General features: G+C 74.3%; 11 protein-coding genes and 2 riboswitches. Of the genes, 3 read left to right on the top strand and 8 right to left on the bottom strand.

The window, feature by feature from the left end; translation table 11 throughout:
* Nucleotides 1-22: 22 nt before the first annotated feature.
* The 5 genes from QOZ89_RS29445 to QOZ89_RS29425 form a co-directional block, all read right to left on the bottom strand.
* Complete coding sequence (locus QOZ89_RS29445) at nucleotides 23-478, bottom strand: MaoC family dehydratase (RefSeq protein ID WP_071054298.1); 456 nt, start codon at nucleotides 476-478, stop codon at nucleotides 23-25.
* A gap of 168 nt (nucleotides 479-646) precedes the next feature.
* Nucleotides 647-1,930, bottom strand: a complete 1,284-nt coding sequence (locus tag QOZ89_RS29440) for a Fic family protein (protein ID WP_071054300.1) — start codon at nucleotides 1,928-1,930, stop codon at nucleotides 647-649.
* 347 nt (nucleotides 1,931-2,277) lie between these two features.
* Nucleotides 2,278-5,385 carry an aminomethyl-transferring glycine dehydrogenase gene (gene gcvP / locus QOZ89_RS29435; RefSeq protein WP_071054302.1) on the bottom strand — a complete coding sequence of 1,036 codons (3,108 nt, stop codon included), beginning with the start codon at nucleotides 5,383-5,385 and terminating at the stop codon, nucleotides 2,278-2,280.
* Nucleotides 5,386-5,619: 234 nt separating this feature from the next.
* Nucleotides 5,620-5,716, bottom strand: a riboswitch (glycine riboswitch).
* A riboswitch (glycine riboswitch) is annotated at nucleotides 5,717-5,812 on the bottom strand.
* A 391-nt stretch (nucleotides 5,813-6,203) separates the two neighbouring features.
* Nucleotides 6,204-6,728: a ChaB family protein gene (locus QOZ89_RS29430; RefSeq protein WP_312626751.1), complete on the bottom strand. Its 525-nt coding sequence runs from the start codon at nucleotides 6,726-6,728 to the stop codon at nucleotides 6,204-6,206.
* Between the two features lie 312 nt (nucleotides 6,729-7,040).
* Nucleotides 7,041-7,283, bottom strand: coding sequence for a hypothetical protein (locus QOZ89_RS29425; RefSeq protein ID WP_071054305.1), 243 nt, complete (start codon nucleotides 7,281-7,283; stop codon nucleotides 7,041-7,043).
* A 334-nt stretch (nucleotides 7,284-7,617) separates the two neighbouring features.
* Between QOZ89_RS29425 and QOZ89_RS29420 the strand changes: the two genes are divergently transcribed.
* The gene (locus tag QOZ89_RS29420) at nucleotides 7,618-8,346 is read left to right on the top strand and encodes an enoyl-CoA hydratase/isomerase family protein (protein WP_071054307.1); all 729 of its coding nucleotides are present in this window, start codon (nucleotides 7,618-7,620) and stop codon (nucleotides 8,344-8,346) included.
* A 6-nt stretch (nucleotides 8,347-8,352) separates the two neighbouring features.
* Here the strand turns inward: QOZ89_RS29420 and QOZ89_RS29415 are convergent, their stop codons facing one another.
* The 3 genes from QOZ89_RS29415 to QOZ89_RS29405 form a co-directional block, all read right to left on the bottom strand.
* Complete coding sequence (locus tag QOZ89_RS29415) at nucleotides 8,353-8,979, bottom strand: AMIN-like domain-containing (lipo)protein (protein WP_312626748.1); 627 nt, start codon at nucleotides 8,977-8,979, stop codon at nucleotides 8,353-8,355.
* 272 nt (nucleotides 8,980-9,251) lie between these two features.
* Nucleotides 9,252-12,098, bottom strand: a complete 2,847-nt coding sequence (locus tag QOZ89_RS29410) for a hypothetical protein (RefSeq protein ID WP_312626747.1) — start codon at nucleotides 12,096-12,098, stop codon at nucleotides 9,252-9,254.
* Between the two features lie 457 nt (nucleotides 12,099-12,555).
* Nucleotides 12,556-12,741: a hypothetical protein gene (locus QOZ89_RS29405; RefSeq protein ID WP_312626746.1), complete on the bottom strand. Its 186-nt coding sequence runs from the start codon at nucleotides 12,739-12,741 to the stop codon at nucleotides 12,556-12,558.
* A gap of 85 nt (nucleotides 12,742-12,826) precedes the next feature.
* Between QOZ89_RS29405 and QOZ89_RS29400 the strand changes: the two genes are divergently transcribed.
* Both QOZ89_RS29400 and QOZ89_RS29395 read left to right on the top strand, forming a co-directional pair.
* Nucleotides 12,827-13,792, top strand: a complete 966-nt coding sequence (locus tag QOZ89_RS29400; RefSeq protein WP_071054311.1) for an AAA family ATPase — start codon at nucleotides 12,827-12,829, stop codon at nucleotides 13,790-13,792.
* A gap of 3 nt (nucleotides 13,793-13,795) precedes the next feature.
* Entirely contained in the window at nucleotides 13,796-15,538 is a 1,743-nt protein-coding gene (locus tag QOZ89_RS29395; protein WP_312626745.1) for a DUF58 domain-containing protein, read from the top strand.
* Nucleotides 15,539-15,568: the final 30 nt, after the last annotated feature.

Below are 15,568 nucleotides of genomic sequence, written 5' to 3'. Positions count from 1 at the left end.
AGCGCCTCGCAACGGGCCAGTCTCACGCGAAGTAGCGGGAGATGAACTCCGCGACGCAGACCGGCTTGGTCTGGCCCTCGAGCTCGATGGTGATCTGGTTGACGACCTGGACGCCGCCGGTGACGTCCTCGACCGACAGGTTCTTGATGTGTGCGCGCAGCTTGGAGCCGACCGGCACCGGCGCGGGGAACCGCACCTTGTTCAGGCCGTAGTTCACCGCCATGGAGATGCCGTCGACGTGGATCGCGTCGTGGAACAGCACCGGGATCAGCGACAGCGTGAGGAAGCCGTGCGCGATCGGCCCGCCGAACGGCCCGGTCTTCGCCCTCTCGACGTCGACGTGGATCCACTGGTGGTCCCCGGTGGCGTCGGCGAAGGTGTTGACCTGCTCCTGGGTGACCTCGACCCAGCCGCTGCTGCCCCAGTCCTGGCCGGCCAGCGCCTTGGCGCCCTCGATCCCCTGGACCGTCGTGACCATCGGACTCCTCCAAGCTCCGCCGAGCGCCCGGCCCGGCCGGCATCACCCACGCACCCGGCGCCGCGCGCGCCGCGGCGAGCAGTATCCCAACCCCCGCATCCAGATGCGCGGTTCCCGCCCGGACGCTGTTCGGGACTCACGGCGCGGTCCTGCCCGGTGGCAGCTCGCTCATGGCCGACGCGGCACCCGCCTCGCCGGTGGGCTGACCCTGGTGTCGCCCTGGGGACTCGCGAGGCGCCGCTCCAGCAGGGTGAACGCCTCGATCGCCTCGCCGGCCTCGAAGGCCCGATTGCGCCGGCCGACCGTGACCTGCCGAATCACTCCGGCGTCCACCAGCCGGCCCACCGCATCATTGCTGGTCTGCACGGAACGTCCGGTCAGCTTCGACGCCGACTGCACGGTGAGCACGGGCGCCGCGGGCAGCATTCTCAGCAGGCGGTCCAGCGTCGAGTCGGGCCGCACCGGACCGACTCGCTGGTACCAGTCCTCCTGGATGGCGCCGATCCGCCGTTCAAAGTCGGTCGCGTCGGCGCATGCTCGCACGCAGGCTCCCGCGAACATCGCGATCCAGGAATCGCTCGCGGCCCGCGCCTGCCCTGAGTCTGGTGGCCCGACGTATCGGGTCGCGGTCAAAGCCGCCACGTAGTCCCGCGCCAATGTCGCGAGAACCAGCGAGACCGGCGGGAGTACGTCGGCCGCGAGGCCGCGCCGACGAAGGACCATGTGGATCAGCGCACGACCAGCCCGGCCGTTGCCATCGACAAAGGGATGAATGGTCTCGAACTGGGCGTGCGCTACGGCCGCCTGCGCCACCGCCGGCAGACCGTCGTCGGCGCAGAACGCGCAGAGATCCTCAAGAAGCTGGGGCACGACGTCAGGCGGCGGTGGCACGAAGGCCGCGGAGCAGGGGTTGTAGCTGCTGCCGCCGATCCAGTTCTGCTCGCTCCGGATCATGCCGCCATACGGCTCAAGCCGGCCCCCGGCAAGCAGCCGCCGGTGGATCTCCAACAGGGACGGCACCGTGATCGGGTCACCGACACCGACCAGTTCCGATGCCCGGACCATCGCGTCGACGTTCGCGAGCACCTCGGACGCCGTGACATCCGTCGTGGGCTCCCCGAACTCACGGTCCGCCTCCGCGCGCAGGAGGCGGCGGCCGCCGACCTCAAGCCCCTCGATCCAGGACGAGCCAACCGACTCGGCCCGCAGCAGGATGCGAGCCAGCACCTCGGTCCCACGCAACACCACCGCGTCCCGATTGAGGGTGGCGATCGCGTGCTCCGCATCGACGACGTCGGCCACGGTCTCCCCGTCCAGGGAAAAGGCGCGCCCGACGAGGGGATCCGGCAGATAGGCGTCGTATTCACACGACCGCCGGTCCCGCCTCGACAGGCCGGCGCCGAGGTCGCTATCCCAGCGGCGCCGCAGGAGCTGTGCCACGACGACCTCCATATTCAGGCATCCTAAGCATAGCCTGAATATGGGGCAGAGATCTTCATCCTTTCCGACCAGTCCGGACCTGTCCCGCGCACCGGGCCTCCCCAGCATGGCTACCGTGGCCGGCAGCTCCTCTCAGGTCATGGGCCGCCGACCACGGGTCGGCGCCCTCAGGAGGAGCCGTCGCCCCTAGCGCGACGGCGAGCCGGCGCAATTGCCGCTCCAGCGACCGTTCCCCATCTCTGGCACCATCGGGATCAAGATCAGTCAGACGTTGTGCGTCGGTGATGGTGGCACGCAACGCCTGACCGATCTTGAAAAGGTCGTTCCGAAATGGGCGAACGCTGCCGCCAGAAGCGGTGCTAGCCGGCGGCGCCGACCGGGGTGAGGGGAACGGCCGAGCGGGCGTCCGGGACGGTGGTGGCGGTGTCCTGCGCCGTCAGGTCGTCGGCGAAGGCCTCCGGCGGCGGGCAGGTGCAGACCAGGTTGCGGTCGCCGTACGCGCCGTCGATCCGCCGGACCGGGGGCCAGTACTTCGCCGTCCGCAGCGACGCCACCGGGTAGGCGGCCACCGACCGCGGGTACGGGTGGTCCCAGTCGTCGCCGGTGACCATCTCGGCGGTGTGCGGGGCGTTGCGCAGCGGGTTGTCGTCCTGCGGCCAGGTGCCGTCACCCACCTTGCCCGCCTCGGCACGGATCGCGATCATCGCGTCGCAGAACCGGTCGATCTCGGCGAGGTCCTCGCTCTCGGTCGGCTCGACCATCAGCGTGCCGGCGACCGGGAACGACATCGTCGGCGCGTGGAAGCCGTAGTCGACGAGCCGCTTGGCGACGTCGTCGACGGTCACGCCCATCTCCTTGGTGAGCTGGCGCAGGTCGAGGATGCACTCGTGCGCGACCAGCCCGCCCCGGCCGGCGTAGAGCACCGGGTAGTGGTGGCGCAGCCGGCTGGCGATGTAGTTCGCGTTCAGCACCGCGACCGACGTCGCCGCGCGCACGCCCTCGGCACCCATCAGCCGCAGGTACACCCACGGGATCATGAGGATTCCGGCCGAGCCCCATGGCGCCTCGGAGATCGGGCCCACACCGGTGGCCGGGCCCGCCTCGGGGCACAGCGGGTGGTTCGGCAGATACGGCAACAGCTTCTCGCCCACCGCGACCGGGCCGACGCCGGGGCCACCGCCGCCGTGCGGGATGCAGAACGTCTTGTGCAGGTTGAGGTGGCTGACGTCCGCGCCGAACCGGCCGGGGCGGGCGAGGCCGACAAGCGCGTTCAGGTTCGCCCCGTCGACGTAGACCAGGCCGCCGGCGTCGTGCACGATCGCGCACGCCTGGCCGATGCCCTCCTCGTAGACGCCATGCGTCGACGGGTAGGTGACCATCAGCGCGGCCAGCCGCGCGGCGTGCTGGGCCGCCTTCGCGGCGAGGTCGGCGAGGTCGACGTTGCCGTCGGCGTCGCAGGCGACGACGACGACCTTCATCCCGGCCATCGCCGCGCTCGCGGCGTTCGTGCCGTGCGCCGACGACGGGATCAGGCAGATGTCGCGGAGCGCTTCCCCCGCCTGGGCGCGGTCGCGGTGGTACGCCCGGATGGCCAGCAGCCCGGCGAGCTCGCCCTGGCTGCCGGCGTTCGGCTGCACCGACACCCCGGCGTAGCCGGTGATCTCGATGAGCCAGCGCTCCAGGTCCGTGATCATCTCCAGGTAGCCGGCGGCCTGGTCCAACGGCGCGAACGGGTGGATCTCGGCGAACTCCGGCCAGGTGACGGCGGCCATCTCGGCGGTGGCGTTCAGCTTCATCGTGCAGGAGCCGAGCGGGATCATCCCGCGGTCGAGCGCGAAGTCGACGTCGGCGAGGCGGCGCAGGTACCGCAGCATCGCCGTCTCCGACCGGTGGGCGTGGAACACGGGGTGCTCCAGGTAGCCGGAGGTACGGACGAGCGCCGCCGGCAGCGCGACGGCCGCCACCCCGGCCTCCGGGACGGCCGGCGGCGCGTCACCTGGGCCCGGGACGCCGAAGGCGGCCCAGGCGGCGTGCAGGTCGGCGTCCAGAGTCGCCTCGTTGCAGGAGATCCCGACATGGTCGTCGTCGACAAGGCGCAGGTTCACCCCGTGCTCCAGCGCCACCGCGACGACCTCGGCCGCCCGCGCGGGCACCCGGGCGAGCACCGTGTCGAAGAAGTGGTCGTGGACGACCTCGACCCCGCCGGCGCGCAGCGCCTCGGCGAGGCGGGCGGCGTGGGCGTGGACCGTCGTCGCGATCCCGGCAAGCCCGCCGGGCCCGTGGTAGACGGCGTACATCGAGGCGATCACGGCCGGCAGCACCTGGGCGGTGCAGATGTTGCTGGTGGCCTTCTCCCGGCGGATGTGCTGCTCGCGGGTCTGAAGCGTGAGCCGGTAGGCCGGCTTGCCCGCGGCGTCGACCGAGACGCCGACGAGCCGGCCGGGCAGCATCCGCTCCAGGCCCCCCCGCACCGCCATGTAGCCGGCGTGCGGGCCGCCGAACATCACCGGCAGCCCGAACCGCTGGGTGGTACCGACAGCGATGTCAGCGCCAAGCTCACCGGGCGAGGCGAGCAATGTGAGCGCGAGCAGGTCGGCGGCGACGGCCACCGTCACGCCGTGGTCGCGCGCCTGGGCGATGACGCCGCGCAGGTCACGGACCTCGCCGTTCGCGCCAGGGTAGGACAGCAGCACGCCGAACGTGTCGGCCAGCACGTCGGCCGGGAGCTCGCCCGACGCCTCGGCGGGCTGCTCGCCCGGCTCGGCGGGCAGCGGCTCGGCCGCTCCCTCGCCCGGGGCTGGCGCTGGGCGGGCAACGATGCCCTCGCGCAGGTCGGCGACGTGGACCACCAGGCCCAGTGCCTCGGCCCGGGTCCGCACGACGGCGATCGTCTGCGGCAGCGTGTCGGCGTCGATGAGGAAGGTCGAGCGCTTCTTCTTGTCGACGCGGTGGGCGAGCTGCATCGCCTCGGCCGCCGCCGTCGACTCGTCGAGCAGCGATGCGCCGGCGGTCGCGAGGCCGGTGAGGTCGGTGACCATGGTCTGGAAGTTCAGCAGCGCCTCGAGGCGGCCCTGCGAGATCTCCGGCTGGTACGGCGTGTAGGCGGTGTACCAGGCCGGGTTCTCGAGCACGTTGCGCTGGATCACGCCAGGCAGCACGGTCGGGTGGAAACCAAGGCCGATCATCGAGGTCACCCGCCGGTTGCGGCGGGCCAGCGCGCGCAGCTCGTCGAGCGCGGCGCTCTCGGGGATCGGCGCCGGCAACTCCAGCTCGGTCGAACGGATGCCCGCCGGCACGGCCGCGTCGGTCAGCGCGTCGAGGGACGGGTAGCCGAGCGCGGCGAGCATGGTCGCCTGGGCCTCGGCGTCCGGCCCGATGTGCCGGTCGGCGAACGCCCGGTACGCGGCGGTCGGGAGCGTGGCGGTCGGGAGCGTGGCGGTGGCCGTAGTCGGGGTGGTGGCAGGCACGTGTCGCTCCGAAGGTCAGGCGGCGCCGGCCTGGCACCGGCCCCGCTTCGGGGTCCGGGAGATGATCCCCCGGCAGGCACGGCGAGCGTTCGACCACGGGGCAGCGACCAGGGCGGCCGCCTCGGGAAGGTCGTCCTTCCAGTGGCAGGCCCGTGAAGCTGACCGAAGGTGCTCATCCGCCGGTCCGCCGTCGACGGACCGGCGGGACCCCGCGCGGGGTCGCTCGCCTCGGCCTCCCCCTCTGTCATGGGCCTGAGAGCTTCACCGGGCGACGTCATGCCCGGCTTGCACCGTCGGCGGGATGCCCAGCGGCGTCCGCTTTCCAGAGTTGCCTGACCCGGCGGTTGGGGGCCTGAGAGTTTGTAGGGAGATCTTGCTCCTTCGGCGCCACGGGCCGGCTTGCCCGGGACTCTCCCGCACGGGTGTGAGCGGCACAGTATGTGGTTGTGACCCCGGTTCACGGACCCGCGAACCGACGGCCGACCCGACCACCGGACGGCTTTCCGCCAAGTGAACAGGTCCGTACCGAGACTATCGGTGGCGCGCAGACGGCGCGACCGCGACCACGGCCACGAAACCACCCCGCAACGTCGTCCGCCGGAGCCGCGCCCGGCAGCTCTCGCCCGGTCACCGGGCCGGGCCGCGCCGCCCCGACGTCGGGTCGCGTCGCGTCGCCAGCATCACATCGCGGGCCGAATGGCGTCCCCAACGATCCGCCGACGCGGGCCGTTGGGGACGCCTGCCCGCGGCAAGGGGCGAATCCTCGCGCCGCCGGCGGCCTCCTGGCTGCCCGGGCTACCCGGTGCGCCGCCTCGACGTCATCGCGCGGCGCCGGGTCGCCTGCGGGCGGCGGCGGCGGCACGCCGGTTGGCCTTCTTGATCGCGGAGACCAGCTCGTCCTTCGTCATCCGGGTACGGCCGGAGATTTCCAGCTCGCGGGCCATCTCGCGCAGCCGGGTCAGCGGCGCGTTCGCGTTCACGCCCTCGGCGGTCGGCCGCGGCCGGCGCACGCTCGCCGGCGTGCTCTGCTTTGCCTGCGCGTCGGACGGGCCCGGGGACGGCTTCGGCTGCCAGCGGTCGCCGATCCTCTCGTGGGTGTGCTTCAGCGCGGCGTACGCGGCGCGGTGCGCGCGCTGGCCCTCGCCATGGGTGCCCACCGCCGAGTCATGCGCCTTCATCCACGTGCGGACGGCCTTGCTGTCCGACCGCGCGACCGTCGACGGCACGCCGGCGCACATCTGGTCGGCCTGCCCCGCCTTACTGGCACGGGTCGTCGTCTTGGCGGGACTGGAACGGATCGTCGTCTTGGCGGGACTGGAACGGATCGTCGTCTTGGCAGGCATCTGCATCACCTCCGCTGGAAACCCTCGTCGCCCGCGACGAGGGGCGAGCAGCCTCGACCGAGGCGCCGGTCACGCTCTGGGAATCCCTTCCGACGGCGTCTGCCATGCGTCCTCTGTTCGAGTCGCGCGCCGCCGCGGTCGGGGGCGCGCGTTCGGCTCGGTGTCTGTCGGTGAGTTCCCGGCGGGCGCAGCGCAAACCCCGCCCCCACCCACCTTCGACGACGAATGCTCGGTCCGCAGGGGCGCGCGACGAATCAACGCTGGATGTGCCCGTTTGACCAGCGGCGGTTTACGCCTACTTCAGCGGGTCCGCTATTTCACCTGGTCGGCGCGCGCCTTGGCTGCCTCGACGTCGGTGGCCGCTCCGCCCCGCTCACGCTCGAAGAAGGGTTCGACCGCCCGGTCGGACGCGGTCTGGCTGGCGACCTGCCGGGCCATCTCCTCATCGCTGGCGCCCGCGCCGGCCTCCGCGGTCCTGCCCCGCGCCGGGCCGGTCGCGCGCCCCGAACGTGTGTCCGTTCCCTTGGCGGCTCGCCCGCCGGATGGAGTCGTCATCGTCCCTCCCCGCTCGTCTCGCCGTACTCGTCCCGTCGCGCAGGTACCCGGACGGCCGGGGCGGAACCGCCGCCAAGGGACCGGCCTGGCGTCGGCCGCGAGGCAACGGTGGAGAGGCAACGGTGGACACGGTGGACAGGTCACGGAGGTCACGGAGGAGAGGTCCAGGTGGCAGCGCCGCATTGACCGGGGCCGCGGCCTCTCGGGAGGCTGGCCCTCAAGCCGTGCGCCCGGTCGCCGCGGCCGGGACATGCCGGATGGGCCCGCGTACCACCCCGCGGGTGGCGGCCTCAGGTACGACGATGGCCAGACCGATGACCGAGGGAGCCGAGCGATGCCGCACCTGGAGCACGACGGGGACGTGTACGTGCTGGATCTCGGCGACGGCGAGAACCGGTTCACGACCGACTGGTTGATGGCGGTGAACGCGCTGCTGTCCGAGGTCGAGGATGCCGATGGGCAGAAGGCCCTGGTCACCACCGCGCGGGGGAAGATCTGGTCGAACGGGCTCGACCTGGACAGGGTCCTGGCCTACCCGAGCGAACTGGGCGCCTACCTGCACGCTGTGCAGGCCCTGCTCGCCCGGGTGCTGACGCTGCCGTTCGTCACCGTCGCCGCGGTGCAGGGACACGCCTTCGGGGCGGGCGCCATGCTCGCGCTCGCGCACGACCAGCAGGTGATGCGCGCCGACCGCGGCTACTGGTGCCTGCCCGAGGTCGACCTGCGCATGCCGTTCACCGCGGGGATGACGAGGCTGCTCGCCGCGCGGCTCCCCGCCAGGACGGCCGCCGAGGCGATGGTCACCGGCCGCCGCTACGGAGGCGTCGACGCGCTCGAGGCCGGGATCGTCGACGCCGTCGCCGCCGAGAGCCTCGCGGACGCCGCGGACCTGGCCGCCGCGCAGCGCGCCGTGCTCGTCGCCGCCCTCGGCCGCGCCCGCCCGCGCGCGACCAAGGCCTCTCCAGCGCTCGGCACGATCAAGTCCGGCCTGTACGCCGACACCGTCAACGCCCTGCTGGCCGACGGGAACGTCGGCCTCGCCCCATTCCCACCCGTCGGCTGACCGGGGTTAGGCGGCGAAGTCGAAGATCAGGCGGTCGGGGCCGGTCAGCTCGGTGACCCGATAGCCGACGACGTCGTCGAGGCCGACGCCCAGATGGACGTAGCCCTCGAAGTCACCGGCCATGGCGACCTGGCGCACCGCCGGCAGCCCGCCGCCGCTGACTGGCGAGCGCAGCGTCGACCGGCCCGAGTCATCGTGGGCATCGGCCGGGTGCAGCACGATCTCGAAGTGCGCCTGACCGGTCAGCGCGAGCGGCGAGCCCTCGCCCGGCCTGACCACGTCGTCGACGTAGCGGGCGGAGTAGCCGGGCAGGCCGCCGGTGAACTCCAGGACGATCCGGTCGAAGCTCAGCCCGCCCTCGACGTTGTGCGCCGCGCGCACCTCGACCAGCCGCGGCGAGGGGCTCGTCGAGCGGGTGAGGGACGTCGGGCCGCTCGACCACGTCGGCGCGGCCCCGCCGGCGCCCGACGTCGGCGAGGCACCGGCGCCGGGACTGGCGGCCGGGGTCGCGCTCTCGCCGGCCGGGGCGGAGGTGGCCGCGGCGGACGTCGTCGACGCCGGTTCCGGCGACGGCGAGCCACCGTCGTCCGAGCAGGCGGAGAGGGCGCCGACCAGCAGTACCAGCGCGGGCACGACAGTACGTGCGCCGCGCCCCCGCCAAGACCAAAACGGCGATCTGAACCGCGACATGACGGCCTCCGACCTGGTTCCCTGGCTCGTCCGACGACGACCGGGAGCGACGACGGTACGCCGGGAGCGCGGCGTCCGAGTGAGGAATGTCCTCCTACCGACGAATCGGGCGCCAGAAACCTGGGGATCGGTGATCCGGCCGATCTGGGCGTCGAGCATCCAGGCCGAGGCTGCCGGCTGTCCATTCTCGTCGGCCATGAGACGAGCCGGCCTCGTCACGGCACCGCCGCCACGGCGAGCACCCGCGTGCCCGCCGGGACCGACGCGGACAGGGCGACGGCGTCGCCGAACGCGTAGACCCCGCCGCCAGCGTCCACCAGCCAGTACCCGCGGCCGCTGGGGGTCGCCGCGACACCGGCCACGGCGGCCGGCGGGGAGGTGGGCGAGCCGTAGTGGCCGGTCGCGCCGTGGGCCGCCACCGTGCCGGCCGCCGTGACGGTCCAGTAGCCCGAGCCGGTCGGGCTCGCGGCGATGCCGACGGTGCGCGCGGGCCCGGTCGCGGCGGTGGCGGGCGCGGCGCCGGCGGCGATGCCCTCGGCATCGCCGAACGGGTAGACCCCGCCGGCCGCGTCCACCAGCCAGTACCCGCCGCCTGTCGGGGTGGCGGCGATGCCGACGACCGGCGCGGCCGGCGCGGACAGGAGCGACCCGTACGCGGCGAGTGTGCCGTGCGCCGCGACGACACCGGCGGCGGTGACGGTCCAATACCCGCCCCCGGTCGGCCCCGCGGCCGCGGCGACCACCGCGCCGCCGCTCGCGCTCCCCGCCAGCGGTGCCGCGTCACCCGCCGGGTGGCCGGCACCCGACGCCTCGACTAGCCAGTAGCCATGGCCGGTCGCGGTCGGCGCGATGGCGACGGCCGCCGGGTCGGCGCCATCCGCGCTCACCGCCCCGGCCGTGCCACGGGCGATCACCGATCCGGCGTCGGTCAACAGCCAGAAGCCCGGCGGCAGCGGGGAGCCAGCCCCCGGCGGCGTCGGGGCGTGCCCAGGGGCCGTGGTCGGCTGCGCGGGTGAGGTGGTCCGCCCGGGCGAGCCGGCCGGCGTGGCCGCGGCCGTGGTCCGCGTGGGCGCCGGCGCGGCGGAGGGACGGGCCGTCGGCGGGCCGGCCGCCGGGGCGCCGGTCCCGCCGTCACCGGCGGCATCCGGCCGGGACGGCTGCGCGCCGGTGGCGGTCCGGGGACCTCCCTGGCCCGAGTCGCTCTGCTCGGTTCGGTGGTCGTCCGCCTGGGCGGTGTCGCCGGGGCCCGGCTGGCCGGGCCCCGTGGTCTGCTCGGGCAGCTGGGTCGCGGTGGGCTCCGGCTGGGGCGGCGCGACGGTGTGGCTCGCCGTCGGCCGCGGGTCCGTCGGCCGCTGCGACGGCGGCGGCTGCTGGCCGGGTTCCGGGCCGCTCGTGGTGCCCGGCCGGCCGCCGCCGGGGCCGCCGGGCTGGCCACCGCCCCCGCCGTTCCCGCCGTTGCCGCCGTTGCCGTTCCCGCCGCGGCCGTCGCCGCCGGGGTTGCCTCCCTGGCCGTCGCCCCCGGGGCGGCCCTGGCCTGGCCAGACCTGCCCCCGGCCGTCGCCGGTCCCCGCGCCGCTGGCCGGTTGGGACGGTAGACCGCCAGGTGTCTGGCCGGGCGGCAGGGGCTTCGGGGTGCTGGTGTGCCCGCCGCCGGGCAGCGCCGCGCCGAACTTCAGGATGGTTCGCGGCGTGGCGCCGTCGACGAGGACGACGTTCGGGCCGGCCTCGTCGTTGATCCAGAGCTGGCCGTTCTGGACGTCCGCGGTGATCCGGGCCTGGCCGCCCGCCGGCGCGACCTGCACCGGCGTGGCGAAGCGCCCGGTCGCGGGGTCGTAGGCCCAGACCACGCCCGCGTCCGAGTCCGGCACGTAGACATGGCCGTCGTACCAGACCGGCGGACCCAGCCGGCGCGGTCCGCCGGCCGTCCCGCTGGCCGCCCCGCCAAAGCCGATGGTCGGCAGGTTCGTCGCGCTTACCCGCCCGGAGTCCAGGTCGGCGAGCAGCAGCCGTCCGGTGGACGGCTCGGCCAGCGCGAGCACGTGGCCTTCGGTCCGCGCGGGGATCAGCATCTGGCGGCCGCCGTCGGTGCCGGTCTCACCGGCCGCGTCGACGCCGGCCGGGAGCCGAAGGGCCGCCTCGGCGCCGTCCGCCGTCAGCCGGGAGACCGTGCCCGCCGTGCGGTCGACGATGACCGGCGACCCGCCGACCACCGCCGCGTCGACCCGGTCGCCGACCGCCGCGACGGGGACCGGCGTTCCCGGCGTTCCCGATCGGACCGGCACGACCGTGCCGGTGCTGGGCACCGGCACCCAGAGGGTCCCGTCCACGGTCTGGGCGACCGTGCCGAGGCCCGGCGGGAAAGTGATCGGCGAGCCCAGCTCGGCCAGCGTGCGGGAGTCGAGCCGGGTCACGAGGCCGCCCGCCGCGTCGACGGCATAGGCGTCACCGCCCGCGGCGCTGACCACCGTGCCCTGTGGGTACGCCACGGTGGCGACGATCTCCAGCAGCGCCGGGTCGATCCGCAGCACGGTCCCCGCCACCGCGTCGACAACGATCACCGCCTCGTCCGATGGCGCGGTCGCCAGGCCTCCGGCCGCGCCATCCGAGCCGGCCGCGCCATCCGAGCCAGCGGAACCGCCGAACGCGCCGGCCGGGCCGGTCAGGCCTGGCCCGGCGGCGCCGGGTGCCGCCGGGCTCGCCGCCCCTTCCGGACCCGCCGCGGGCGCGGTCGCGGCGGCACGGGACGCCCGGGCGGGACGAGTGGGCGCCGGAGTGGCGAAGTCGGTAAGCACGGCCAGCTGGTGCCCGGCCGCGCCGGGAAGGGCGACGGCCGCGTCCGCCACCCCGGACGGGCCGTTGACATGAAACAGCAGACCGAACTGCTCGCTCACCAGCCAGCCACCGCCGTCGCTCAGGTCCAGCGTCACCGGGTGGGAGCCGCGCCCGAGCATGGTGGTCGCGGCGACGCCGACCAGCGCGAGCGCCGCGGCGACCGAGGTGACCCGGCGGCCGCGCCCCGGCCTCGACGGGGAGCGCCGTGGCTCATCCGGACCGGCCGGCACGGCTGCCTCGACCGGCTCGGTCGAGTTCGGCCGCGGGGTTCCCGCCGGATCCGGGTTCCCTGCCCGATTCGGGGTTCCTGCCGGATTGGCGGAGCCTGCGGAGCCAATCTGGGAGGTCCGGAAGCCAATCCGGGAGGTCGGCGGTCCGTGAGGGCCTGTGCGCGTCACGGCACGTCTGACGTATGGATGCCCCGACGGGTTGCGCCCCGATCTTCTCCGGATGCGAGGGGTTACTTCTATTTCGTCCTTAAATCACCCAGAACCACGAGATCCACAATTTCTGGGCGAGCTGGCGCAACGAACCCGAAGGGCTCGCCGTCGTATGTGAGCGAACCGGTTCGGACCGTGGGGACACGGCGCGCACACCGGACTGGTTCCGGGCGGCTCCCCCCGCCGCCCGCGGGCGGGCCGCGCCGAATCGTCCCCCTCGGACGGCGCGGCCCGCCCCCACTGCGGCTCACAGCGCTGTCTCGCGCCGCGCCGGGGTCCCCGTAGGTCCGCCAAGCTGCTTCAGCCCGCGGAACACCCGGTCAGCTCGCGAGGTCCGGTCGGCCAGGCAGGCCGCGAAGGCCGTCTCCCGCGCGCCGACTGACCCGCGTGCACCCGGCAGGTCCACGACCGCCAGGAACTTCATGCCCGTCAAGGAACTTCGGTGCCCGTCAGGAAGGAGTGGCTGTGACTGTCGCCGGCCCCAAGGGGTCCTCTGGCCAGCCCGGGGGTGAGGGGCGGTGAGCGAGGAGCTGGACACGTTCGCGGCCGCGTTCGCCGACGTGGTCACGAACGTCGAGCGGGTGATCCGTGGCAAGCGGGAGGCGATCGAGCTCGCGGTGATCAGCCTGTTCGCGGAAGGCCACCTGCTGATCGAGGACGTCCCCGGACTGGGCAAGACGACGCTGGCCCGCAGCCTCGCCGCGTCGGTGAACGCCAGCTCCCACCGGATCCAGTTCACCCCCGACCTGCTGCCATCCGACATCACCGGCACCACGGTCTACAACCAGCGCCTCGGCGAGTTCGGCTTCCGACCTGGCCCGGTGTTCGCGAACCTCGTCATCGGCGACGAGATCAACAGAGCGTCGCCGAAGACCCAGTCCGCGTTGCTCGAGGTGATGGAGGAGGGGTTCGTCACCGTCGACGGCACCCGCTACCAGGTGCCGCTGCCGTTCATGGTCGTCGCGACGCAGAACCCGGTCGACATGGACGGCACCTACGCGCTGCCCGAGGCCCAGGTCGACCGGTTCCTGATGCGGCTGCGGCTCGGCTACCCCGGGACCGACGCGGAGCTGGAGATCCTCGAGGGCCGCCAGGTGGGCCGGCGCGTCGAGGACCTGGCGCCGGTCATGCGCGCCGAGGACGTCGTCGCCCATACCGAGCGCACCCTGTCGGTGCATGTCGCGCCTGCCCTGCGCCGCTACATCGTGGACCTCGTCGCCGCGACCAGGCGGATCCCGGACGTCCTGCGCCTGGGCGCGAGCCCGCGCGGCAGCATCGCGCTGCTGCGCGCGGTGCAGGTGCGCGCCGCCGCCGGCGGCCGCGAGTTCGCCACCCCCGACGACGTGAAGGCGCTGGCGAAGCCGGTGCTCGCCCACCGCCTGGTGCTCAGCCCGGAGACCGAGCTGAAGCGGGTGACCGCCGAGGACGTGGTCGACGAGGTCGTACGGGCGGTCCCGTCGCCGCGCCGCCTCGTGGGCGTGTAGCCGATGGGCACCTACTCGCCGGGCGCGGGATCGGCGGGCCTGGGCCTGGTCGATCTCAGCGACACGGAGAGGGACACGGACACGGAGACGGCTATCCGCTCCGCGGACGCGGACGCGGACGCAGGCACGGGCGCGGACGCGGGCACCTCGACCGCCCGCGACGCTCGGGCCATCCCCTCCGCGGCCGACGCCGTCCCCTCGGCGCCCGCCGCCGTCACGCCGGCACCGGCCAGCGAACCGGACGTCGCGACCCGCGTCACTCCGCCCGGCCTCGGCCTGCTCGGGGCCGCGGTTGTACTGGTCGCGGGGGCCGCCGTGCTGCACTACGCGGAGCTCGTGGCGCTTGCCGCGGCGGCGATCTGCGCGCTGCTGGTCGCGACGCTGTCGGTGGCGCGCCGGCCACGGCTGCGGGCGACGCTGCGGGTGAACCCGAACGGTGTCGCCAGGGGCGAGCCGGCGGCACTGGTCATCGAGATCCACAACCCGTCCCGCCGTCCCTCCCCGCCGGTACGGCTGCATATTCCCTGGAGCCACGGCCCGCGGGCCGTGGCGGCGTCATCCGGCCGCCGCGGCGCCCTGGGGCGGGCGGGGACCGCGGACCACAACGCGGGCGCCCGTACTGGCGCCGGCATGGACTCGGGCGACGGCCTCGCCGGCCGCCTGGAGGGTCGGGTGGGCGGCGGCACGGCCGCCCACCCGACCGGAAAGATCGTCGTCGACGTCCGTCGGGTGCCCGGCGCGGGAACACGGTCGCTGGACATCGCGCTCGACACGAGGCGGCGCGGAGTGATCTCGTTCGGGCCGGTCCTCGTACGCCGCGCGGACCCGTTCGGGCTGGTGAGCTCGACGGTGCGGCTGTCCGCCACCGACGTGCTGCGAGTACGGCCGCGGGCCCGCCCGCTAGGCGCGCCACCGGCCGCGCCCGCGCGGGACCCGGACGGCCGGACCGCCGACGGCGCCGCCGGCGGTGTGATCTTCCACGGCATCCGGGAGTACGTCAGCGGCGAGGATCTGCGGTTCGTCCACTGGCCGTCGAGCGCCCGCACGGGCGTGCTGATGGTCCGCGAGCACGTCGAACCGAGCGAGCCGGCCTCGACCGTCGTCCTCGACACCCGCCCGGAGGCCTACCCACCCGGTGAGGTCGGCGCCGACACCTTCGAGGAGGCCGTCGACGTCGCGGCCTCGGTGGTGCTCGGCTGCGCCAGGGAGTCGCTCGGCGTCGTCCTGCTCACCACCGACGGGGTACGCCGCGCCGGCCGGGGCCGGGCGCCGGAGACCGAGGCGCTGCTCGACGAGCTCGCCGAGATCGCGCTCGGCCCGACGGGCACGCTCGAGGTGCTCAGCACTGTGCGCCGGGGCGGCGTCGGCACGCTGATCGTTGTGACCGGCGGCTTCGACGGCGGTCAGCTGCGCGCCGTCGCCCCGGTCGTCCATCGGTTCGGACAGGTGGTGGTGGTCCGGGTCGGCGCGCGCAGCATGGCGGCCGCCAGGGCCCGCTCCCGGCACACGCCGGCCGAGCGGCCTCGGCTGCGCCGGGCCGCGGATCCGGACGCCGCGGCCCTGCTCGGCCGGTTCGATCTCATCGGCCGGCCGAGCGACGTCGGCACCAGCGTCGCGGGCAGGCTGCGCGTCCTCGACATCCCGGACGCCTCCCGGCTGCCCGAGGCCTGGCCGGTCGGCGGCCGGGGACGGGGGGCGGGGGTGCGGTCGAACACGCGCGCGGGCTACTTCGGCGGGGGCATGTGAACGGGCGGAACAGTCCGGACCTGTTGGAGA

The organism is Pseudofrankia coriaricola (genome assembly GCF_032027725.1).
Taxonomy (GTDB): Bacteria; Actinomycetota; Actinomycetes; order Frankiales; family Frankiaceae; genus Pseudofrankia.
This window is presented reverse-complemented; position numbering and strand designations above follow the sequence as displayed.

Excerpts from the sequence above, each read along its gene's own strand:
- QOZ89_RS29440 (WP_071054300.1), bottom strand. The coding sequence starts at position 1,930 with ATGGAGGTCGTCGTGGCACAGCTCCTGCGGCGCCGCTGGGATAGCGAC.
- QOZ89_RS29430 (WP_312626751.1), bottom strand. The coding sequence starts at position 6,728 with ATGCCTGCCAAGACGACGATCCGTTCCAGTCCCGCCAAGACGACGATC.
- QOZ89_RS29425 (WP_071054305.1), bottom strand. The coding sequence starts at position 7,283 with ATGACGACTCCATCCGGCGGGCGAGCCGCCAAGGGAACGGACACACGT.
- QOZ89_RS29395 (WP_312626745.1), top strand. The coding sequence starts at position 13,796 with ATGGGCACCTACTCGCCGGGCGCGGGATCGGCGGGCCTGGGCCTGGTC.
- QOZ89_RS29420 (WP_071054307.1), top strand. The coding sequence starts at position 7,618 with ATGCCGCACCTGGAGCACGACGGGGACGTGTACGTGCTGGATCTCGGC.
- QOZ89_RS29445 (WP_071054298.1), bottom strand. The coding sequence starts at position 478 with ATGGTCACGACGGTCCAGGGGATCGAGGGCGCCAAGGCGCTGGCCGGC.